The sequence below is a fragment of the Aeromicrobium sp. genome, assembly GCF_047606445.1.
Taxonomy (GTDB): domain Bacteria; phylum Actinomycetota; class Actinomycetes; order Propionibacteriales; family Nocardioidaceae; genus Aeromicrobium.
The window spans coordinates 75,555-92,713 of the sequence record NZ_JASGEK010000013.1; the positions used below are offsets into that span (position 1 = coordinate 75,555).

Sequence of the window (17,159 nt, forward strand, 5' to 3'; positions counted from 1 at the left end):
ACCCGTGACGGTCCTCACGCCGGGTGGTTAGATGGGCGCGAGTCACGGGGGGTGGCCTGTCCTGATCGATCCTTTGTGAGAGTTGCCATGCTTCGTCAATCGCTCCTCGCCGGGCTCGTGGCCGCCGTGATGTCGGCGCTGCTGACCTCCCCGGCGAACGCCGCCCAGTTCCGTGACGTCTCGTCGGGCCATGTGTTCAAGAACGAGATCGCCTGGCTGACCGACTCCGGTGTGACGACGGGGTACCCGGACGGCACCTTCCGCCCGCAGGCGCCGGTGCTGCGTGAGCAGATGGCGGCCTTCCTCTACCGCATGGCGGGCAAGCCGACGGTGTCGAACCTGCCGACGAGCAGTCCGTTCGCCGACGTCTCGACGGGCCACGCCTTCTACAAGGAGATCGTCTGGCTCTCGAGCAACGGCATCACCACGGGTTATCCCGACGGGGGCTTCCGTCCCGGCCAGCCCGTCCTGCGCGAGCAGATGGCCGCCTTCCTGTACCGCTTCCGCTCGATGCAGGCTGGCGCGAACCCGGCGGTCCCCGGCGGCGGCTCGCCGTTCTCGGACGTGTCCAACCAGCACGCCTTCCTCGGCCAGATCAAGTGGCTGGCGAGCACGGGCATCACGACCGGTTACCCGGACGGGGGCTTCCGTCCCGGCCAGCCGGTGCTGCGTGAGCAGATGGCGGCTTTCTTGTTTCGCTACGACTCCCAGTTCCCGAAGACGCTGTCCTTCGCCACGGCCCCGACCCCGACGATTTCCGGTGCCGCGCGGGTCGGTGAGACGCTGACCGCCCAGTCGGGCGCCTGGACGCCTGCGCCGAGCCAACTCTCCTATCAGTGGCTGCGGAACGGGGCGGTGATCGCGGGGGCGACCTCGGCGACGTACCAGATCCCGGCCGGGGATCTCTCCGCGACGCTCTCGGTGCGTGTCACCGCAACCCGCGACGGCTACACGACCACGCAGCGAGTCAGCGGCGTGATCGGTCCGGTGAACGGGAAGCAGTTCACGGTCGCGCCGACCCCGACGGTCTCGGGGACGGCGAAGGTCGGTGAGACGTTGACGGCGCAGCCCGGCGCGTGGGCGCCGACGCCGGACGGCTTCGCCTACCAATGGCTGCGCGACAGCGACGTCATCGTGGGTGCGACGAGCGCGGCCTATCGTCCGGTGGCCGCTGACGTCGGCCACGAACTGTCGGTGCGGGTGACGGCCACGAAGTCTGGTTATGAGCCGACCAGCACCACGAGCGCGACGACCGCCGAGGTGGCCCTCGCCGAGTTCACCGCCACCCCGACGCCGACCATCAGCGGCACAGCTGCGGTGGGCTCCACGATGACGGCGCAGCCCGGCGCGTGGGCGCCGACGCCGGACGTCTACGTCTACCAGTGGCGGCGCAACGGCACACCGATCTCCGGTGCCACGTCCGCGACGTACACGGCGGTCGCCGCAGACGCGGCTGCGCAGCTCTCGGTGCAGGTGACCGCGACGAAGGCCGGCTATGTGACCAAGCAGCGGACGAGCGCCGCGACCGCTCCGGTGGTCGTCCCGATCCTCGACTTCACCACGGCACCGACGCCGACGATCTCCGGGACCGCGCACGTCGGCCAGACGTTGACCGCGAACACGGGGTCGTGGGCGCCGTCACCGGACACGCTCTCGCGTCAGTGGCTGCGTGACGGCACACCGATCTCCGGCGCCACGGGCACGACGTATGTCGTGACCACGGCGGACGTCGACACGTTCCTGTCGGTGCGGGTGACCGCGACGAAGGCGGGCTACAACGACACCTCGCGCACGAGCGCGCAGACCGCGGAGGTGGTCTACGGGCCGTCGCAGGCGATCCAGCAGATCCTGCACGACACCAACAAGTTCCGCGCGGAGAACAACTTGCCGCCTCTGACGCTCCACCCGCAGATGAGCACGGTCGCTCAGAACTGGTCCAAGACCATGCACGACACAGGGGATTTCAAGCACAACCCGAATTACTCCACGCAGATCCCCGCTGGATGGAGTGGCGCGGCGGAGAACATCGCGGCGGGTTACGCCTACGCCGAGGTCGTCGAGGGATGGATCAACTCGCCGGGGCACCGCGCCAACATGCTCGGTGACTTCACGCATATCGGTCTCGGGTACTACTCCGGCCCGAACGGATATCAGAACTACTACACCCAGGTGTTCGCCCGGTACTGACCGGCGGCGCCCGGTGTGAGCCACAGGTGTCGACGTGGCCCCCACCGGCTGTTATCCTGCCCCCGAGGAGAGGTGTGACCGAAGTCGCGCCGTGTTGAGGGAGTTCGTCATGTCCCGTCGTCGTTGGGCCGCGTTGTTCTCACTGGTCGTGCCGCTGGTCTTGGCGGCCCCGGCGGCCGACGCCGCCACCTACCGCGACGTGCCTGCGGGGCACGCCTTCGCCACGGAGATCGGCTGGCTGAGCGACCAGGGGGTCGCCACCGGTTACGCCGACGGGACGTTCCGTCCGGGCGCCCCGGTGCTGCGCGAGCAGATGGCCGCCTTCCTCTACCGCTTCACCTACGGCGGTTCCAATCCGCCTGCGGCGAACACGACCAGCGGTTTCCGCGACGTGGCCCTCGGCCACACCTTCAAGAACCACATCCGGTGGCTCTCCTCGGCCGGCTGGGCCACCGGTTACGCCGACGGGACGTTCCGTCCGGGCGCCCCGGTGTTGCGCGAGCAGATGGCCGCCTTCCTCTACCGGGCGGCGGGCTCGCCCTCGGCCTCGGCCCTCACCTGCGGTTTCGACGACATCCCGAGCAGCCACGCGTTCGCCCGGGAGATCTGCTGGCTGAAGTCGACCGGCATCACCACCGGCTACGACAACCCCGACGGCACGACCTCCTTCCGAGGCTCCCAGCCGGTGCTGCGCGAGCAGATGGCGGCTTTCCTGTACCGCTTCGACCAGGGGCGGGGCCGTCCGACGAAGCCGTCGGCGACGACCATCGCGGTCAACTGGATCCTCACCGACACGAACTTGTACCGTGCGCAGAACGGGCTTCGCACGCTGACCCTGCACCCGAGCATGAATACGGTCGCCGCCGACTGGTCCAAGCACATGCACGACACCTGCACGTTCAACCACAACCCGGACTACTCGTCGCAGATCCCCAGCGGCTGGACCAAAGCCGCAGAGAACATCGCCGCAGGTCAGCAGTACACCGACGTCGTGCAGGCGTGGATCGACTCGCCGGGCCACCGGGCGAACCTGCTGGGCGACTTCACCCATCTCGGCGTCGGCTACTACTCGGGCTCGAACTGCTACGGCAGGTACTTCACGCAGGTCTTCGCGAAGTACTGAGGTCGGCTCACGGCGTCCAGTCGTACCAGAGCGCGTCGAGGCCGTATCCCTCGCCGATGGAGAAGTCGTATTGGACGAGGCGGTAGTCGTCGAGCAGTTGCCGCTGCTCTTCGGTCAGGTCGGATTCTGACAGCGCCGTTCCGTCGGGCGCCACGATCAGACCTCGGCTGATAGCGCCGATCTCGGTGTTCACCCGATCGAGCAGCCGGTAGTACGGAGGGAGTTCCGCGCCGACCATCTGGGCGGCCAACGGAAGCAGGTCGCTGGCGCCGACGACGCCGAGGTCTTTGCCTGGATCGGTGATCTCGGTGTTCGACCACAGCAGCACAGGGGTTCGGCGATCGTCGGCCTCCGTATTGGCCTCGAGCAGCTCCCGGGACAGCACCGGTGGGAAATGGTCGCCGTAGTAGACCACGACGGTCGGCCGCTCGATCTTCTCGATTTCGTCGAGGAAGTCGTCGAACGCCTGGTCGGTGAACTCCATGCCGGCGATCCAGGTCGACAAGCTCTGCCGCTGTCCGTCGTCGCCGACCAAGCCTTCGACGGCCGGGGTCTCCTCGTACCAGTTGTTGAACGGCAGGTGGTTCTGCATCGTGACCACGTTGACGAGCGTCGGTCGTTCGGAGTCGAGCGCCTTCAGCGTCTCGTCGAAGGCGGTCTCGTCGGAGAAGTGGGGATTCTTTTCGATCAGGATGGGGGAGTCGATGTCTTGGTCCTCGACGAACCGCTGGAAGCCGAGCGCCGGGTAGACGTCGCGACGGTTGTACATGCGACCTCGATACGGATGGATCGCCACGGTGTCGACATCGTGCTGGCGCAGCCAGCTGGCGGCGGACGGGAAGGAGTCCATGCTGGCGATCGTCGACTGATAGGGGGAGAGGATCTCGGGTTCGACCAGTCCCATGCTCTGGCCGGTGAGCACCTGGTATTCCATCGTGGACGTCCCTGTGCCGTAGAAACTCGCGATGGTGCTTCCGTGCCATCCCTCGGTTCCCCGTGCCCGGAGGCGTTCGAAGGCGTCGGCGCCCACGGTGATTCCGTCGAGCACGGAGGGGTCGGCCAGGCTCTCGGCCAAGATCACGACGATGTTCATGTCCTCGAGCCGGATGTGCGGGTCGGAGGTGCCGTTCGACGTCTCGGTGTAGCGATCTGCTAATTCGAGCATCGTCTCTTTGCTGTAGTTCGCCGGACGGGCCATCAAGGTGGTGGGAATCGCGTTGAGGAATCCGCCCACGAAACCATCGGCCGTATAGGTCTGGGTCATGTCCCACGGGCAGCATCCGAGTTGGGGATTGTATTTCTTGTAGAGCGCGTGCAACGGATTTCCAGGCCGGTTGAAATCGTAGATCGTCGCGATCGACAGCAGGAGGACCGGCGTCAGCGCCAAGCTGACCAGTCGTCGGCGACGTGCCTGCGCGGGAGTGAAGGAGAGCGCCGCACGTCGCCGGTGGTCCAGGTAGAGCGCGAGCACGACGGCGAGGGCTCCGCCTGCGAGCGGCATCGCGACCGTGGCGAGGTCGGTCTGGGAGACGAAGAAGTCCAGATTGCCGAGGAAGTTCATATCCGACGGCAACAGCGGCTCGAGCAAGGTCGCGAGCTTCTCGGTCTGCGCCACGGACATGGCGAAGGCGACGGCGAGGACGAGTGCCGTGGTCAGCCAGCGCTGTCTGGTGACCACGAGCAGGCCGAGGACGAGTCCCCAGACGAGAGCGAGGCCGAGTAGGTCGTCGGACACCCGCGGTCGCGGGTACTGGAAGCGCGCGGCGGCTGAGTAGAGCGACTGCTGAAGCAGACGGATCGACACGTAGGTGATCGCGGCGGAGAGTCCCAGGTCGAACAGGACGCTGCGGCGGAACCACAGGATCAGGCGTCGGACACGGCCGTCGCGAGTCGCCTGGGTGAACACTCGGGGAAATCTCACCCGCGTGATGGTAGTGGCCTTCCCTGTGCGAGGGCGCGTCAGGCGAGCTGGTGGAGCAAGCCGGTGTCGACGTCGTAGAGGAAGCCGCCGATCTCGACCGAGTCGGGCACGAGCGGGTGGCTGCGGGCCTTGTGGACGTCGGCGCGGATCGTGGTCTCCTGGTCGTCGATGACGCCGAGGGACATCCAGCTCGCGTCCTGGCCGGTCTTCTCGGCGATGCGGGCCTGGATCTCCTTCTCGGTCGAGGAGGCCATCGCGCAGCGGGTGTGCTGGACGACCATGAGCCGCTCGACCTGCAGCAGCGTCACGCCGAGCACGACCGCGACGAGCACCTGGTCGGTGACGCGGCCGCCCGGGTTGCGCAGGATCTTCGCGTCTCCGGGCCTCAGCCCGATCATCGCCAGCGGGTCGATGCGCGAGTCCATGCAGGTGACCATGGCCACGCCGGAGCGGGCGATGCCGTCGAATCCGCCGTGGGCGAAGTCGACGGCATAGGAGCGGTTGGCGTCGAGGAGATCGTCGAAGGACATGTCTGAAAAGTTATCACTTGTTAACGACCTGGGGGCGTAGCGCCCACAGGGAGAGCACGGCGGCGGCGAGCGCGAGCACGGCGGCGGCGGCGAAGATCGTGTGCAGCTGGGCGATCCCGGCGTCGAGCAGCGCCTCGGTGTAGGTCGCGCAGGACGTCGCGCCGTCGCAGACCTCGGCGGGCGAGCCGAGGGCGGCGGTCTCAGCGTGGAAGGAGCGCAGGCCGAGGGCGGTCAGCGCCGAGACGCCGATCAGCATGCCCACCATGCGCGCCACCACGAGCAGGGCGCTGGCGACGCCGTGGACCGCCTCGCGGGTGTGCTCCAGGAGAGCCGCGTTCACCGGCGCGATGGCCAGGCCGAAGCCGAGGCCGCCGACGAGCAGCGAGACGGTCTCGACGGGCGAGTTCAGCGACTCGCGCCCCCAGGTGGTCATATGCCAGAAGGCCCCGGCGCTCAGCAGCATCGCGACAGCGGTCAGCGGCGCGGCGGGCACGCGCCGCAGCAGCCAGCCGCCCAGCACCGCGCCGACCGGCAGGGCGACGAGGAAGCGCACGAGCACGAGCGCCGCGTCGAGCTGGGAGTCGCGGTACACCGTCAGCCGGGCGAACAGCGGGATGTCGACGAGCGCGGCGATCAGCGAGGCCCCGACGACGAACGACACCAGCACCGCGCCCCAGGCGGGCCGGGAGGTGAGCGTCTGGCGGGGGATCAGCGGGTCCGTGGCGAGACGCTGACGTAGCGCGAAACCGACGACCGCCAGAGCCGCGACGCCGAGCAGCAGCGGCGCGTTCGCGGAGACGGCGTGCCGCTCGGGGTCGGCCGAGGCGAAGGTGACGATGACCGCTCCCAGCGCGACGCTCAGCAGGCCCGCTCCGACGAGGTCGATCCGAGCGGCCAGTCCCGGCCATTGCCGCAGCGCCACCAACGGCCGTCGGGCGGTCAGCTGCCGGGCGACGAACAGCGCCACGAGCGCGTAGAGCGCCAGCGCCAGCGGGGTCAGCCAGCGCGACTCGCCGACCACCGGGATGAACGCCAGGCCGCTGGTGATCCCCCGGGTCAGGCTCTCCGGCTCGGCCATGACCACCACGAGCGCGGTCAGCGCGAGCAGGGCGAGGAGCAGTCCGATCCAGTCGAGTCGGCGCCAGCGGCCTGGCGACCCGTCTGGCTCAGGCTCCCGCAGCCGCAGGATGGCTGCGGCGATGAGCGTGCCGACGGCCGCGTTGAGCCAGAAGACGTCGCGCCAGTCGCCCACGGCCAGCACGATCGCGCCGTAGAGCGGGCCGAGCACGGAGCCCAGCTCCTGGACCGCGCCGATCAGCCCGAGCGGCAGGCCGCGCCGCTCCGCCGGCCAGGCGTCGGCCACGAGGGCGAGCGTCGGGGGGATCAGCCCGCCGCCGCCGAGCCCCTGGACGAACCGGCCGACCACCATCGAGTCGAGGTCGTAGGCGGCGGCGGTCACCACCGAGCCGATCGCAAAGACCACGAGGCAGCCGGTCAGCACCGGCAGGCGTCCCCGGACGTCGGAGATCCGGCCGATCAGCGGCAGGATCGCGATATAGCCCAAGAGGAAGCCCGAGACGATGGGCGCGGCGCGCTGCAGATCGTCGACGTCGAGGCCGCCCGCGGCCATCATGTCCGGCAGCGCCAGGACCACCACATAGGTGTCGGCCGCCGCGAAACCGATCGCGACGGCGGCGAACGCGAGCAGCGCCCGAGACGAGGACATCGGACTACGGTGCGGTGATCTCGGCGGATTCGTCCGACGCGGACACCGTCGCCACATAGGTGGTGTCCTCGTCGGCGCCGGGGTAGAACGAGCCGGTCAGGGTGACGTCGTGGACGGCGTCGTCGTCGGTGAGCCGGACGGTGACCTCGTAGTCGCTCGCCGGGTCCGCCGACGGGATCAACTCGGCGACGAGGTCGCCGGCGACCGTGCCGGTGATCGCGGTGAGCACGGTCTTGCCGTCGCGCTCCTGGCTCGTCTCGGCGACCTCGACCTCCGGCAGCAGCGCCACGAGGCCGCCGCCGTTCTCGCCGATCAGCGCGGCCGGGTCGGGCGCGCCGAAGTCGTCGGGGTCGATGGTCGTCCACGGGACCACGCCCAGCTTCGCCCAGACCTCGCCGTCGACGGCGACCACGTCGGCCGAGAGCGTCGCCCCGGACTGCACGCGCACCGTTCCCTCGAAGGCCGGGGTGCGGTTGCCGAAGCCCTCGGCTGAGACGAGGCCGTCGACGTCGCTCGGCAGCGTGCCGTCGAGGGTCAGGGAGAAGTCGAGGCGCTCGGCCTCCGCGAGCGTCGTGGCGGCGCTCTCCAAGCGGTCCGCCGCGACCTCGGGGTCGACCTCCTCGCCGCTGCAGGCGGTGAGGGCGAGGAGGGACAGCAGGAGGACTGGCAGCAGGCGACGAGTGCTCACGGGCTCAGTCTCGCACGTCGCCCGCTCGGGCGGCGGGACCCGCGATGGCGAACGCGGGCGCGCGCAGCGGCGTGCCGGACCCGTCGCGTCGTTCGTCGACGGCCGGCAACTCGACCGGCGCCCCGTTCGCCGCCCCCGCCATCGCCGCGCCGTCGCCCGCCCAGGCCAGGACCAGCGCGTCCTCGCCCTTGAGGAGCCGCTGGCAGCGCACGCCGCCGGTGGCCCGGCCCTTGGCGGGGAAGGCCGACAGCGGGGTGACCTTCGCCGATCCGCTCGTCATGCCGGGCAGCGCGTCGGCCGGACCCGCGACCGTCGCCACCTGGGCGGAGTCGGGGTCGGTCGCGACGCCGAAGGCGATCACCCGCGCGCCCTCGGCGAGCTTGACGCCGGCGACACCGCCGCCGCCGCGTCCCTGCGGCCGGACGAGTTCGGCGGAGTAGCGCAGCAGCTGGGCGTCGGAGGTGATGAAGACCAACTGCTCCGCGCCGGTGACCAGATCGGCGCCGCCGACGACCTCGTCGCCGTCGGCCAACGCGATCACCTCCCAGGCGTCGTGGCCCTTCCGCTCGTCGGGCTTGACCCGCTTGACGACGCCCTGGCGGGTGCCGAGGGCGAGGCCGGGCTGGTCCTCGCCGAAGGTCATGAGCGTGACCGGGCGCGTCGGCAGGTCGATCAGCTCGGTGATCGGCACGCCCCCCTGCAGCGACGGGGCCGACGCGGTGGACGGCAGCGCGGGCAGGTCGACCACGTCGATCCGACGGACGATCCCGTCGGCGCCGACGAGGCCGACCTGGCCGCGCGTGCTGGTGCGCACGACCGAGATCACGACGTCGTGCGCGGCGCGGTCGGCCGGCGCCGGCAGCGGGGCGTCGTCGGCGGTGCGGGCGAGCAGTCCGGTCGACGACAGCAGCGCCCAGCACGGCTCGTCGGGCACCTCGACCGGGGTGGCGGCGGTGACCGTCTGCCCGGCCGACTCCAACAGCACCGTGCGGCGCGGCGTGCCGAACTCGGCGGCCGTCGCGGCCAGCTCGTCGCCGACCACGCGACGCAGCAGCGCGTCGTCGGCGAGGATCGCGTCGAGCTCGGCGATGAGCTCGCGCAACTCGGAGATCTCGGTCTCGACGGCGATCCGGTCGTACTTGGTGAGGCGGCCGAGGGTGAGGTTGAGGATGTACTCGGCCTGTTGCTCGGACAGCTCGAACACCTGCCGCAGCCGCTCCCGCGCGTCGGCGCGGTTCTCGCTGCTCCGGATGAGCGCGATGACCTCGTCGATGTCGACCAGCGCCAGCAGCAGCCCCTCCAGCACGTGCAGCCGGTCGGCCGCCTTGCCGCGCCGGAAGGACGTGCGGCGGCGGACCACCTCGTAGCGGTGGTCGAGGTAGACCGTGAGCATCTCGCGCAGGCCGAGGGTGCGCGGCTGCCCGTCGACCAGCGCGACGGCGTTGATGCCGAAGGAGGTCTCCAGCGGGGTGAGCTTGTACAGCTGCTCCAGCACCGCCTCGGGCACGAAGCCGTTCTTCAACTCGACGACGATCTCCAGGCCGGAGTGCCGGTCGGTGAGGTTCTTCAGATCGGCGATGCCCTGCAATTTCTTGCTCTGCACGAGCTTCTTGATCGACTCCAGCACCTTCTCCGGGCCGACGTTGTAGGGCAGCTCGGTGATGACGACACCCTTGCGGCGGCCGATCTGCTCGATCCGGGCGGTGGCCCGCATCTTGAACGAGCCGTTGCCGCTGGCGTAGGCCGAGCGGACGCCGTCGAGGCCGATGATCTTGCCGCCGGTCGGCAGGTCCGGCCCGGGGATGAAGCGCATCAGCTCCTCGAGCGTCGCGTCCGGGTGGTCGATCAGGTGGCGGCAGGCGGCCACGACCTCGCCCAGGTTGTGCGGCGCGATGTTGGTCGCCATGCCGACGGCGATGCCCGACGCGCCGTTGACCAGCAGGTTCGGCAGCGCCGCGGGCAGCACGACCGGCTCGGTCTCACGGCCGTCGTAGTTGGGGCGGAAGTCGACGGTGTCCTCGTCGATCGAGGCCGTCATCGCCTCGGCGGAGGCGTCCATGCGGCACTCGGTGTAGCGCATCGCGGCCGGCGGGTCGTCGGGCGAGCCGAAGTTGCCGTGGCCGTCGAGCAGCGGCAGCCGCAGCGACCACGGCTGCACGAGGCGCACGAGGGCGTCGTAGATCGCGCCGTCGCCGTGCGGGTGCAGGCGGCCCATCACGTCGCCGACCGGCCGGGCGGACTTCACATGGCCGCGGTCGTGCCGCAGGCCCATGTCGTCCATCATGTAGAGGATGCGCCGCTGGACCGGCTTGAGGCCGTCGCGGGCGTCGGGCAGGGCGCGCGAGTAGATGACCGAGTAGGAATACTCCAAGAAGCTGGAGCGCATCTCCTCGCGGATATCGGTGTCGACGATGTGCTCGTCGAAGTCGTCGACTGCCGGGGACCGGGTTCCACTGCGCGCCATGGCTGCGATTCTGGCACAACGCCCCTGCTCAGACGGTAGATTGGGGGCGTGAGCGACGCCCCCGACGACCCGGACCAACACCCCGTCCCCGAGTGGGAGGCCGATGTCCTGCTGCGCGACGGCCGGGTCGCGCAACTGCGCCCGATCGTTCCCGCCGACGCCGAGGAGTTCGTGGCCTTCTACAGCCGCGTCTCGGACCAGTCGAAGTACTTCCGCTTCTTCTCGCCCTACCCCAAGCTGTCCGACCGCGACGTCAGACGCTTCACCACCGTCGACCACGACCGCCGCGTCGCCTTCGTCGTCACGGCGGCCGACCAGATCATCGCCGTCGGGCGCTACGACGCCACCAGCGACGTCGAGGCCGAGGTCGCCTTCCTCGTCGAGGACGCCCACCAGGGGCGCGGCATCGGCCAACTGCTGTTGGAGCATCTGGCGCAGGCCGGACGCGAACGGGGCCTGGAGCGCTTCCACGCCGAGGTGCTGCCCGCCAACGCGCGCATGATCCAGGTGTTCCGGGAGATGGGCTACTCGCTGCGCGCCGAGCTCGCCGACGGGGTCCAGCAGCTCACCTTCGCCCTCGACGCCACCGACACGGCGGTCGGCGTCATGCGCTCGCGCGAGCAGCGCGCCGAGGCGGCCTCCATCGCCCGCATCTTCGCCGCGCGCAGCATCGCCGTCGTCGGCGCGAGCCGCCGCCACGACTCCATCGGCCAGGCGATGGTCCGCAATCTCGTGCTCGGCGGGTTCTCCGGCGCGGTCTACGCGGTCAACAGCAACGCCGAGGCGGTCTCCGGGCTGCCGGCCTTCCGCACCGTGCAGGACATCCCCGACGAGGTCGACCTCGCCATCGTGGCGGTCCCGGCCGAGTACGTCACCGAGGTCGTGCTCGACTGCGCCGCCAAGGGCGTCCACGGGCTCGTGGTGATCTCGGCCGGCTACGCCGAGGAGGGCCGCGAGGGCCGCCGCCGCCAGCGCGAGCTGCTGGGCCTGTGCCGCTCCTACGGCCTGCGGTTGATCGGCCCGAACTGCCTCGGCGTCATCAACACCGACCGGCAGATCCAGCTCAACGCCTCGCTGTCGCCGTCGCTGCCGCCGCAGGGCCGCGTCGGCTTCTTCTGCCAGTCCGGCGCGCTCGGCACCGCCATCTTGGAGTCGGTCTCGCGGCGCGGCCTCGGCCTGTCGACCTTCGTCTCGGCGGGCAACCGCGCCGACGTCTCCGGCAACGACCTCTTGCAGTACTGGCAGGAGGACGACTCCACCGAGGTCGTGCTGCTCTACCTGGAGTCCATCGGCAACCCGCGCAAGTTCTCGCGCATCGCCCGGCGGGTCTCGGCGGTCAAGCCGATCGTCGCGGTCAAGTCGGGGCGCTCGACCCAGGGCGTGCCGGTCGGCCACACGGTGCGGCGCAGCTCGGCCCCGCAGGCGGCCGTCGACGCGATGTTCCGCCAGGCGGGCGTCATCCAGGTCGACACCCTCGACGAGATGTTCGACGTCGCGCAGGTGCTGGCCCACCAGCCGCTGCCGCGCGGCAACCGCATCGCCATCGTCGGCAACTCCGACGCGATGGCCCTGCTGGTCGCCGACGCGGGCAGCGCCGCCGGGCTCGAGGTGCTCACCCCGGTCTCGCTCGGCGCCACCGCCGACGCCGACGACTTCGAGGCGGCCATCGAGAACGCGTTGGCCAACCCCCGGGTCGACGCGCTCGTCGTGGTCTACATCCCGCCGCTCAACACCAAGGGCGAGGAGGTCGCCGACGTGCTCGCGGCCATCGGCGAGCAGTCCGACAAGCCCATCGTGTCGACCTTCCTCGGCAGCGAGGGAGTGCCCGAGCTGCTGCGCGTGCCCGACCTCGCGGGCGGTTCGGCCGGTCGCGGCTCGGTGCCGTCCTACGCCGCGCCGGAGTCGGCGGTGCGGGCGCTGGCCCGCGTGGTCAACTACGCCGAGTGGGCCTCCCACGACCAGGGCGAGTACCGCTCCTTCGACGACATCCGCGCCGACGACGCCCGCGAGATCGTCGAGAGCGTCGTGCGGATCGCGCCGCGCGGAGCCGTCTTGTCGACCGAGCAGGTACACGCGCTGCTCGCCTGCTACGGCGTCGACCTGTGGACCTGGGTCAACGTGCACACGGTCGAGGAGGCCGTCGCGGCGGGCGAGCAGCTGGGCTGGGACGTCGTGCTGAAGGCCGGCAGCGAGCATCTGCGGGCGCGCCCCGACCTGGAGCACGTGTGGCGGGCCATCGACTCGCCCGACGACATGCGCCGCGCCTGGGACGAGATGTCGCAGTGGGACGGGGTGCGCGCCGACACCCGCTTCTACGTGCAGCGCACCGCGCCCGGCGGCGTGCCGCTCGGCTTCGCGGCCACCGAGGACGGCCTGTTCGGGCCGTTGGTCTCCTTCGGCCTGTCCGGCGCGCCGAGCGACCTGCTGGGCGACCGCGCCTACGGCATCCCGCCGCTGACCGACACCGACGTCGAGAGCATGGTCACCGACCTGCGGGCCGCGCCGCTGCTGTTCGGCTACCGGGGCTCCGAGCCGGTCCAGGTCGCGGCGATCCACGAGCTGCTGCTGCGGATCGCGGCGCTCAAGGACGACCTGCCGGAGGTCACCGAGCTCGACCTGGAGCCGGTGCTGATCCGGCCCGACGGCATCACGGTGCTGAGCGCCCGGGCGAAGGTCGTGCCGACCCAGGACCGGCGCGGCGAGTGGTACACCCGCCGCCTCACGACGACCGTCGCGGTCACCGATACGCTGGCGTGATGGCCCACGATCGCAGCGCCGAGCTGTACGCCGAGATCCACCGCAGCGGCTACTACCCCGACATCGTCGCCGACGGCCTGCGCGACGCCCTCGCCGGAGAGACGGTCGCCGCCTTCGTCGCGCACCACGAGCCGACCTTCGACCGCGACGAGATCCGCCGCCATATGACGGTGCTGGTGCTCACCGGCACCCGCATGGTGCTGCTGCACACCGACGAGCACCCCGCCGACGACCTCGTGCCGCGCCCGTACACCTCCACCACCTCCGAGGCGGTCGGCCTCGACCAGGTGGCGTCGGTCGTGGTGACCCGCATCGTGTCGACCGCCGGACAGTTGGAGGAGGCGGTGCTCACGATCGGCTGGGGCGCGGTGCAGCGCCTCGACCTGGAGCCCGCCCGGTGCGACGACCCGCACTGCGACGCCGACCACGGCTACACCGGCAGCGTCAGCAGCGACGACTTCTCGCTGCGGCTGGCCGCGGCCGGCGACGGCGGCCAGGCCGTCGAGCGGCTGCTCGACTTCGCCCGTCACCTGTCGTCGGCGACGGCCCGTCCTGCGGCGCGCCCGACGGCGCGTGGGAGGGGGCGGGGCTGACATGCGCATCCACGACGTCTGGCCGTCGGTCGGGGCGGCGCTCGGCGCGCCCGGCTTCGAGGCGACGATCCCGCTGCCGGAGGCGCGCGGCTACATCGTCTTCCTCGTCGACGGGCTCGGCGAGGTCAACCTGCGCGAGAACGCCGACCACGCGCCCTTCCTGAACCGGCTCGACGCGGTCGAGGGGGTGCGCAGCAATCTGCCGTCGACCACCGTCACGAGCCTCACCTCCCTCGGCACCGGCCTGCGCCCCGGCGCGCACGGGGTCGCCGGGTACACCGTCCGGGTGCCGGCCACGGGGGAGCGGTTGAACTCGATCAACTGGGACCGCCCCGTCGACCCGCTGGCATGGCAGCCGCACCCGATGGTGTTGGAGCGGCTGGCCGCCGACGGGGTGAACGCCTGCTCGGTCAACGAGGCGCGCTTCGAGGGCACGGCGCTGACCCTCTGCACCCAGCGCGGCGTCCCCTTCCACGGCGTCTCCTCGACCTGGGAGCGCCATGACGTGCTGGTCGACCTCGCCGAGCAACCGGGGCGTCCGGCGGTCTACGCCTACGAGTCCGGCGTCGACCACACCGGACACGGCCACGGCTGCACGAGCGGGAAATGGCGTGAGGAGCTGCGCCGCGTCGACCGCGAGCTGTCGCGGCTGCGCGCCGATCTGCCCGACGACGTGCTGCTGGTCGTCACCGCCGACCACGGCATGGTCGACCTGCCGGCCGAGGGCCGCTTCGACGTCGACGAGTGGCCGACGCTGTCGGAGGACGTCGAGCTGATCGCGGGCGAGGCGCGCTTCCGCCATCTCTACACCGCTCCGGGGGCCGCCGAGGCGGTCGCCGAGCGCTGGCGCGAGCAGTTGGGCGACCGGGCGGAGGTCCGGCTGCGCGACGAGGCCGAGGACTGGTTCGGCCCGCTCGACCCGTCGGTCGCCGGACGCTTCGGCGACGTCGTGGTCGCCGCGCGGGGCGACTTCGCGATGTTCAGCTCGACGCAGTTCGCCCGCGAGTTCGGCATGCGCGGCTTCCACGGCTCGACCAGCGAGGCCGAGACCCGCATCCCCCTGCTGTTCGCCTGAGGCGGTCATGGCCGACCTGATCTACTACTTCGGCACGATGGACTCCGGCAAGAGCACGCTGGCGCTCCAGGTCGACCACAACCACCGCTCCCGAGGCCGGCGCGGGCGGGTGTTCACCTCGCACGACCGGGCGGGGGAGGGCGTGGTGTCGAGTCGGCTCGGCCTGTCGGCGGCCGCCACGGAGGTGCCGCCGGACTTCGACTTCTGGGAGCACGTGGTCCACGAGCTGACCCACGCGGAGCGGATCGACTACATCGTCGCCGACGAGGCGCAGTTCTACACGACCCGGCAGATCGACGACCTCGCCAAGATCGCCGACGAGCTCGACGTCGACGTGTTCTGCTTCGGCATCCTCACCGACTTCCGCACCCGCCTGTTCGAAGGGTCGGCGCGGCTGGTCGAGCTGGCCGACCGCATGCTGACGCTGCAGGTCGAGACGCTGTGCTGGTGCGGCGAGCGGGCGACGCACAACGCGCGCACCGAGGACGGCGTGATGGTCACCGAGGGCGAGGTCATCGTCGTCGGCGACGTCGAGAACCCCGACCGCCCGACGCCCCAGGTCGGCTACGAGGTGCTGTGCCGCCGCCACCACCGTCAGCGCATGACCGCCGCGCTGGCGAAGGCCGCCGCCCTGTCGCCCGACGTCCTGCCGTTCGACTGAAGACGGCACGAGGCCGGGCGAGGGAATCCCTCGCCCGGCCTCGTCGGTCGTGTCGCGTGCGGCTCAGACGTCGCGTCCGCCGAACATGATCTCGTCCCAACTGGGCACCCGGCGGCGCTCGTGGCGGCGGCCCCCCTCGGACGAGCGGCGGCGACCTTGCTCGGAGGCCTCGTCCTCGTCGTCGGCGAGACCCACCGGCTCGTCCTCGTCGACCTCCTCGAAGCCGAGCTGGTCGGTCAGGCTGTACTGGTTGGCCGAGGCCTGGGCCAGCTGCTCCATCGCCCGACGGTCGCGCGCCTCCTTGAGCGAGGCGACCGGAGCGGGCTCGCCCTGCTCCTCGTCGTCGGCCTCGGCCGCCGGGGCCGCCTCTGCCTGCTCCTCGCCGGAGAGGACCGCGTCGGCCAACTCCATGTGCGAGGACTCCTGCGGATGCGCGACCTCGCCGACCAGGCTGTGTGCGACCTCGTCGGCTGGCACGATGTAGTGGCTCTTGACGTCGAAGAGGAAGTGCGCGGCCGGGGAGTCGGCCGGGGTGACCGCCACGGCCCAGCGGCCGTCCTGACGACGCCACGCGTCCCAGCGGGCGTCCTCCGGCATGCCGCCGAAGTCGCTGATGTACTCGTCGATCAGCGAGCCCAGGGTGATGGGCGCGCCGCCGATCTGCTTGCGGCGCAGCGTGGTGCCGCGGGCCTGTTCGGCCACATAGGCGCGCTCGGCCAGCACCGGCCCGGCGAAGCCGTCGATCCGCTCGACTGGCACGCCCGCGGCGGCGGCGACCTCGGTGGGGGACTCGCCATGGCGGATCCGCGCCTGGATCTCGCGCGGGGTCAGCGAACTCTGGATCGCCCTGTCCGTGGTCACCGGACCGCTCGGCCGACGGCGTTGGTTGGCCACCGCCAGCAGTCGCATCACCCGGTCGTCGACCGGCACTGTGAACTCATCGCCGGTGTTGGGGTCGCGAGCGATGAGGTTGGCGCCGTCCTGACTGATCCGGTCCAAACCAAGTTCGCGCATGTAGGTCCTCCTTGCCTGCGTGCCATTGTCACAGGCAGTTGTTTTCAATGCATCGGCGACACGCCGGGTGATTCGAAGGGTGAAACTACCTCGGCCCTCGGGGGAGCAGGCCGTCGAGGGGGGCGAGCGGGCGTCCCCGGTGGTGTCGCGTCACCGATATCGCCTGTTCTCGCAGGAAAGCCAGGAGTTCGATCCGCCCGGACTGCGTCGGCGGGTCGGTCCAGAGCGAGATCTCGGCGCGCCCATGAATTGCCTGAGAGGCGTCGCGGCGGGGCGATCCGACGAGCCGGACCCGGCCCGAGCGCACGCCCGACAGCCGTCGCAGCCACGCCTCGTGGTCCTCGACGTGCGCGGCCGCGCCCGGCACGGCGAGCGGCGTGTCGACGCTGAGCGTGAGCGGCGCGCCCGCGCGGGCGGCGG

The 17,159-nt window shown here is 70.9% G+C and carries 13 protein-coding genes; 6 read left to right on the forward strand and 7 right to left on the reverse strand.

Annotated elements, in window-relative coordinates; translation table 11 throughout:
• The first annotated feature begins 87 nt into the window (after window positions 1-87).
• Both QM621_RS03710 and QM621_RS03715 read left to right on the forward strand, forming a co-directional pair.
• Complete coding sequence (locus QM621_RS03710; RefSeq protein WP_414989006.1) at window positions 88-2,187, forward strand: S-layer homology domain-containing protein; 2,100 nt, start codon at window positions 88-90, stop codon at window positions 2,185-2,187.
• 109 nt (window positions 2,188-2,296) lie between these two features.
• Window positions 2,297-3,310, forward strand: coding sequence for an S-layer homology domain-containing protein (locus tag QM621_RS03715; protein ID WP_414989007.1), 1,014 nt, complete (start codon window positions 2,297-2,299; stop codon window positions 3,308-3,310).
• Window positions 3,311-3,317: 7 nt separating this feature from the next.
• Here QM621_RS03715 and QM621_RS03720 read toward each other — a convergent pair whose 3' ends face one another.
• The 5 genes from QM621_RS03720 to QM621_RS03740 are packed head-to-tail and all read right to left on the reverse strand — an operon-like array spanning window position 3,318 to window position 10,639.
• Window positions 3,318-5,231 carry an LTA synthase family protein gene (locus QM621_RS03720; RefSeq protein ID WP_414989008.1) on the reverse strand — a complete coding sequence of 638 codons (1,914 nt, stop codon included), beginning with the start codon at window positions 5,229-5,231 and terminating at the stop codon, window positions 3,318-3,320.
• 38 nt (window positions 5,232-5,269) lie between these two features.
• Window positions 5,270-5,761, reverse strand: coding sequence for a beta-class carbonic anhydrase (locus QM621_RS03725; protein WP_414989009.1), 492 nt, complete (start codon window positions 5,759-5,761; stop codon window positions 5,270-5,272).
• A gap of 13 nt (window positions 5,762-5,774) precedes the next feature.
• Window positions 5,775-7,487: an MFS transporter gene (locus QM621_RS03730; RefSeq protein ID WP_414989010.1), complete on the reverse strand. Its 1,713-nt coding sequence runs from the start codon at window positions 7,485-7,487 to the stop codon at window positions 5,775-5,777.
• Between the two features lie 4 nt (window positions 7,488-7,491).
• Complete coding sequence (locus QM621_RS03735) at window positions 7,492-8,175, reverse strand: LppX_LprAFG lipoprotein (protein WP_414989011.1); 684 nt, start codon at window positions 8,173-8,175, stop codon at window positions 7,492-7,494.
• A gap of 4 nt (window positions 8,176-8,179) precedes the next feature.
• Window positions 8,180-10,639, reverse strand: a complete 2,460-nt coding sequence (locus QM621_RS03740) for a DNA gyrase/topoisomerase IV subunit A (protein ID WP_414989012.1) — start codon at window positions 10,637-10,639, stop codon at window positions 8,180-8,182.
• 48 nt (window positions 10,640-10,687) lie between these two features.
• Here QM621_RS03740 and QM621_RS03745 point away from each other — a divergent pair, with 48 nt between their 5' ends.
• The 4 genes from QM621_RS03745 to QM621_RS03760 are packed head-to-tail and all read left to right on the forward strand — an operon-like array spanning window position 10,688 to window position 15,725.
• Window positions 10,688-13,396, forward strand: coding sequence for a GNAT family N-acetyltransferase (locus QM621_RS03745; protein ID WP_414989013.1), 2,709 nt, complete (start codon window positions 10,688-10,690; stop codon window positions 13,394-13,396).
• Window positions 13,396-13,989 carry a DUF5998 family protein gene (locus QM621_RS03750; protein WP_414989014.1) on the forward strand — a complete coding sequence of 198 codons (594 nt, stop codon included), beginning with the start codon at window positions 13,396-13,398 and terminating at the stop codon, window positions 13,987-13,989. Before QM621_RS03745 ends, QM621_RS03750 begins: the two co-directional genes overlap by 1 nt.
• Window position 13,990: 1 nt before the next feature.
• Window positions 13,991-15,064 (forward strand): alkaline phosphatase family protein, encoded by a 1,074-nt coding sequence (locus tag QM621_RS03755; protein ID WP_414989015.1) that lies wholly within the window; start codon window positions 13,991-13,993, stop codon window positions 15,062-15,064.
• A gap of 7 nt (window positions 15,065-15,071) precedes the next feature.
• Window positions 15,072-15,725 carry a thymidine kinase gene (locus tag QM621_RS03760; RefSeq protein ID WP_414989016.1) on the forward strand — a complete coding sequence of 218 codons (654 nt, stop codon included), beginning with the start codon at window positions 15,072-15,074 and terminating at the stop codon, window positions 15,723-15,725.
• A gap of 63 nt (window positions 15,726-15,788) precedes the next feature.
• Here QM621_RS03760 and sepH read toward each other — a convergent pair whose 3' ends face one another.
• Window positions 15,789-16,739: a septation protein SepH gene (sepH, locus tag QM621_RS03765; protein WP_414989017.1), complete on the reverse strand. Its 951-nt coding sequence runs from the start codon at window positions 16,737-16,739 to the stop codon at window positions 15,789-15,791.
• A gap of 85 nt (window positions 16,740-16,824) precedes the next feature.
• Window positions 16,825-17,159 (reverse strand): hypothetical protein (locus QM621_RS03770; protein ID WP_414989018.1); only part of this gene is annotated, 335 nt, incomplete at its 5' end.

What these genes read in the sequence shown, in the direction of transcription:
- QM621_RS03710 (WP_414989006.1), top strand. Translation starts at nt 88, where the DNA reads ATGCTTCGTCAATCGCTCCTCGCCGGGCTCGTGGCCGCCGTGATGTCG.
- QM621_RS03715 (WP_414989007.1), top strand. Translation starts at nt 2,297, where the DNA reads ATGTCCCGTCGTCGTTGGGCCGCGTTGTTCTCACTGGTCGTGCCGCTG.
- QM621_RS03725 (WP_414989009.1), bottom strand. Translation starts at nt 5,761, where the DNA reads ATGTCCTTCGACGATCTCCTCGACGCCAACCGCTCCTATGCCGTCGAC.
- QM621_RS03730 (WP_414989010.1), bottom strand. Translation starts at nt 7,487, where the DNA reads ATGTCCTCGTCTCGGGCGCTGCTCGCGTTCGCCGCCGTCGCGATCGGT.
- QM621_RS03740 (WP_414989012.1), bottom strand. Translation starts at nt 10,639, where the DNA reads ATGGCGCGCAGTGGAACCCGGTCCCCGGCAGTCGACGACTTCGACGAG.
- QM621_RS03750 (WP_414989014.1), top strand. Translation starts at nt 13,396, where the DNA reads ATGGCCCACGATCGCAGCGCCGAGCTGTACGCCGAGATCCACCGCAGC.
- QM621_RS03755 (WP_414989015.1), top strand. Translation starts at nt 13,991, where the DNA reads ATGCGCATCCACGACGTCTGGCCGTCGGTCGGGGCGGCGCTCGGCGCG.
- QM621_RS03760 (WP_414989016.1), top strand. Translation starts at nt 15,072, where the DNA reads ATGGCCGACCTGATCTACTACTTCGGCACGATGGACTCCGGCAAGAGC.
- sepH (WP_414989017.1), bottom strand. Translation starts at nt 16,739, where the DNA reads ATGCGCGAACTTGGTTTGGACCGGATCAGTCAGGACGGCGCCAACCTC.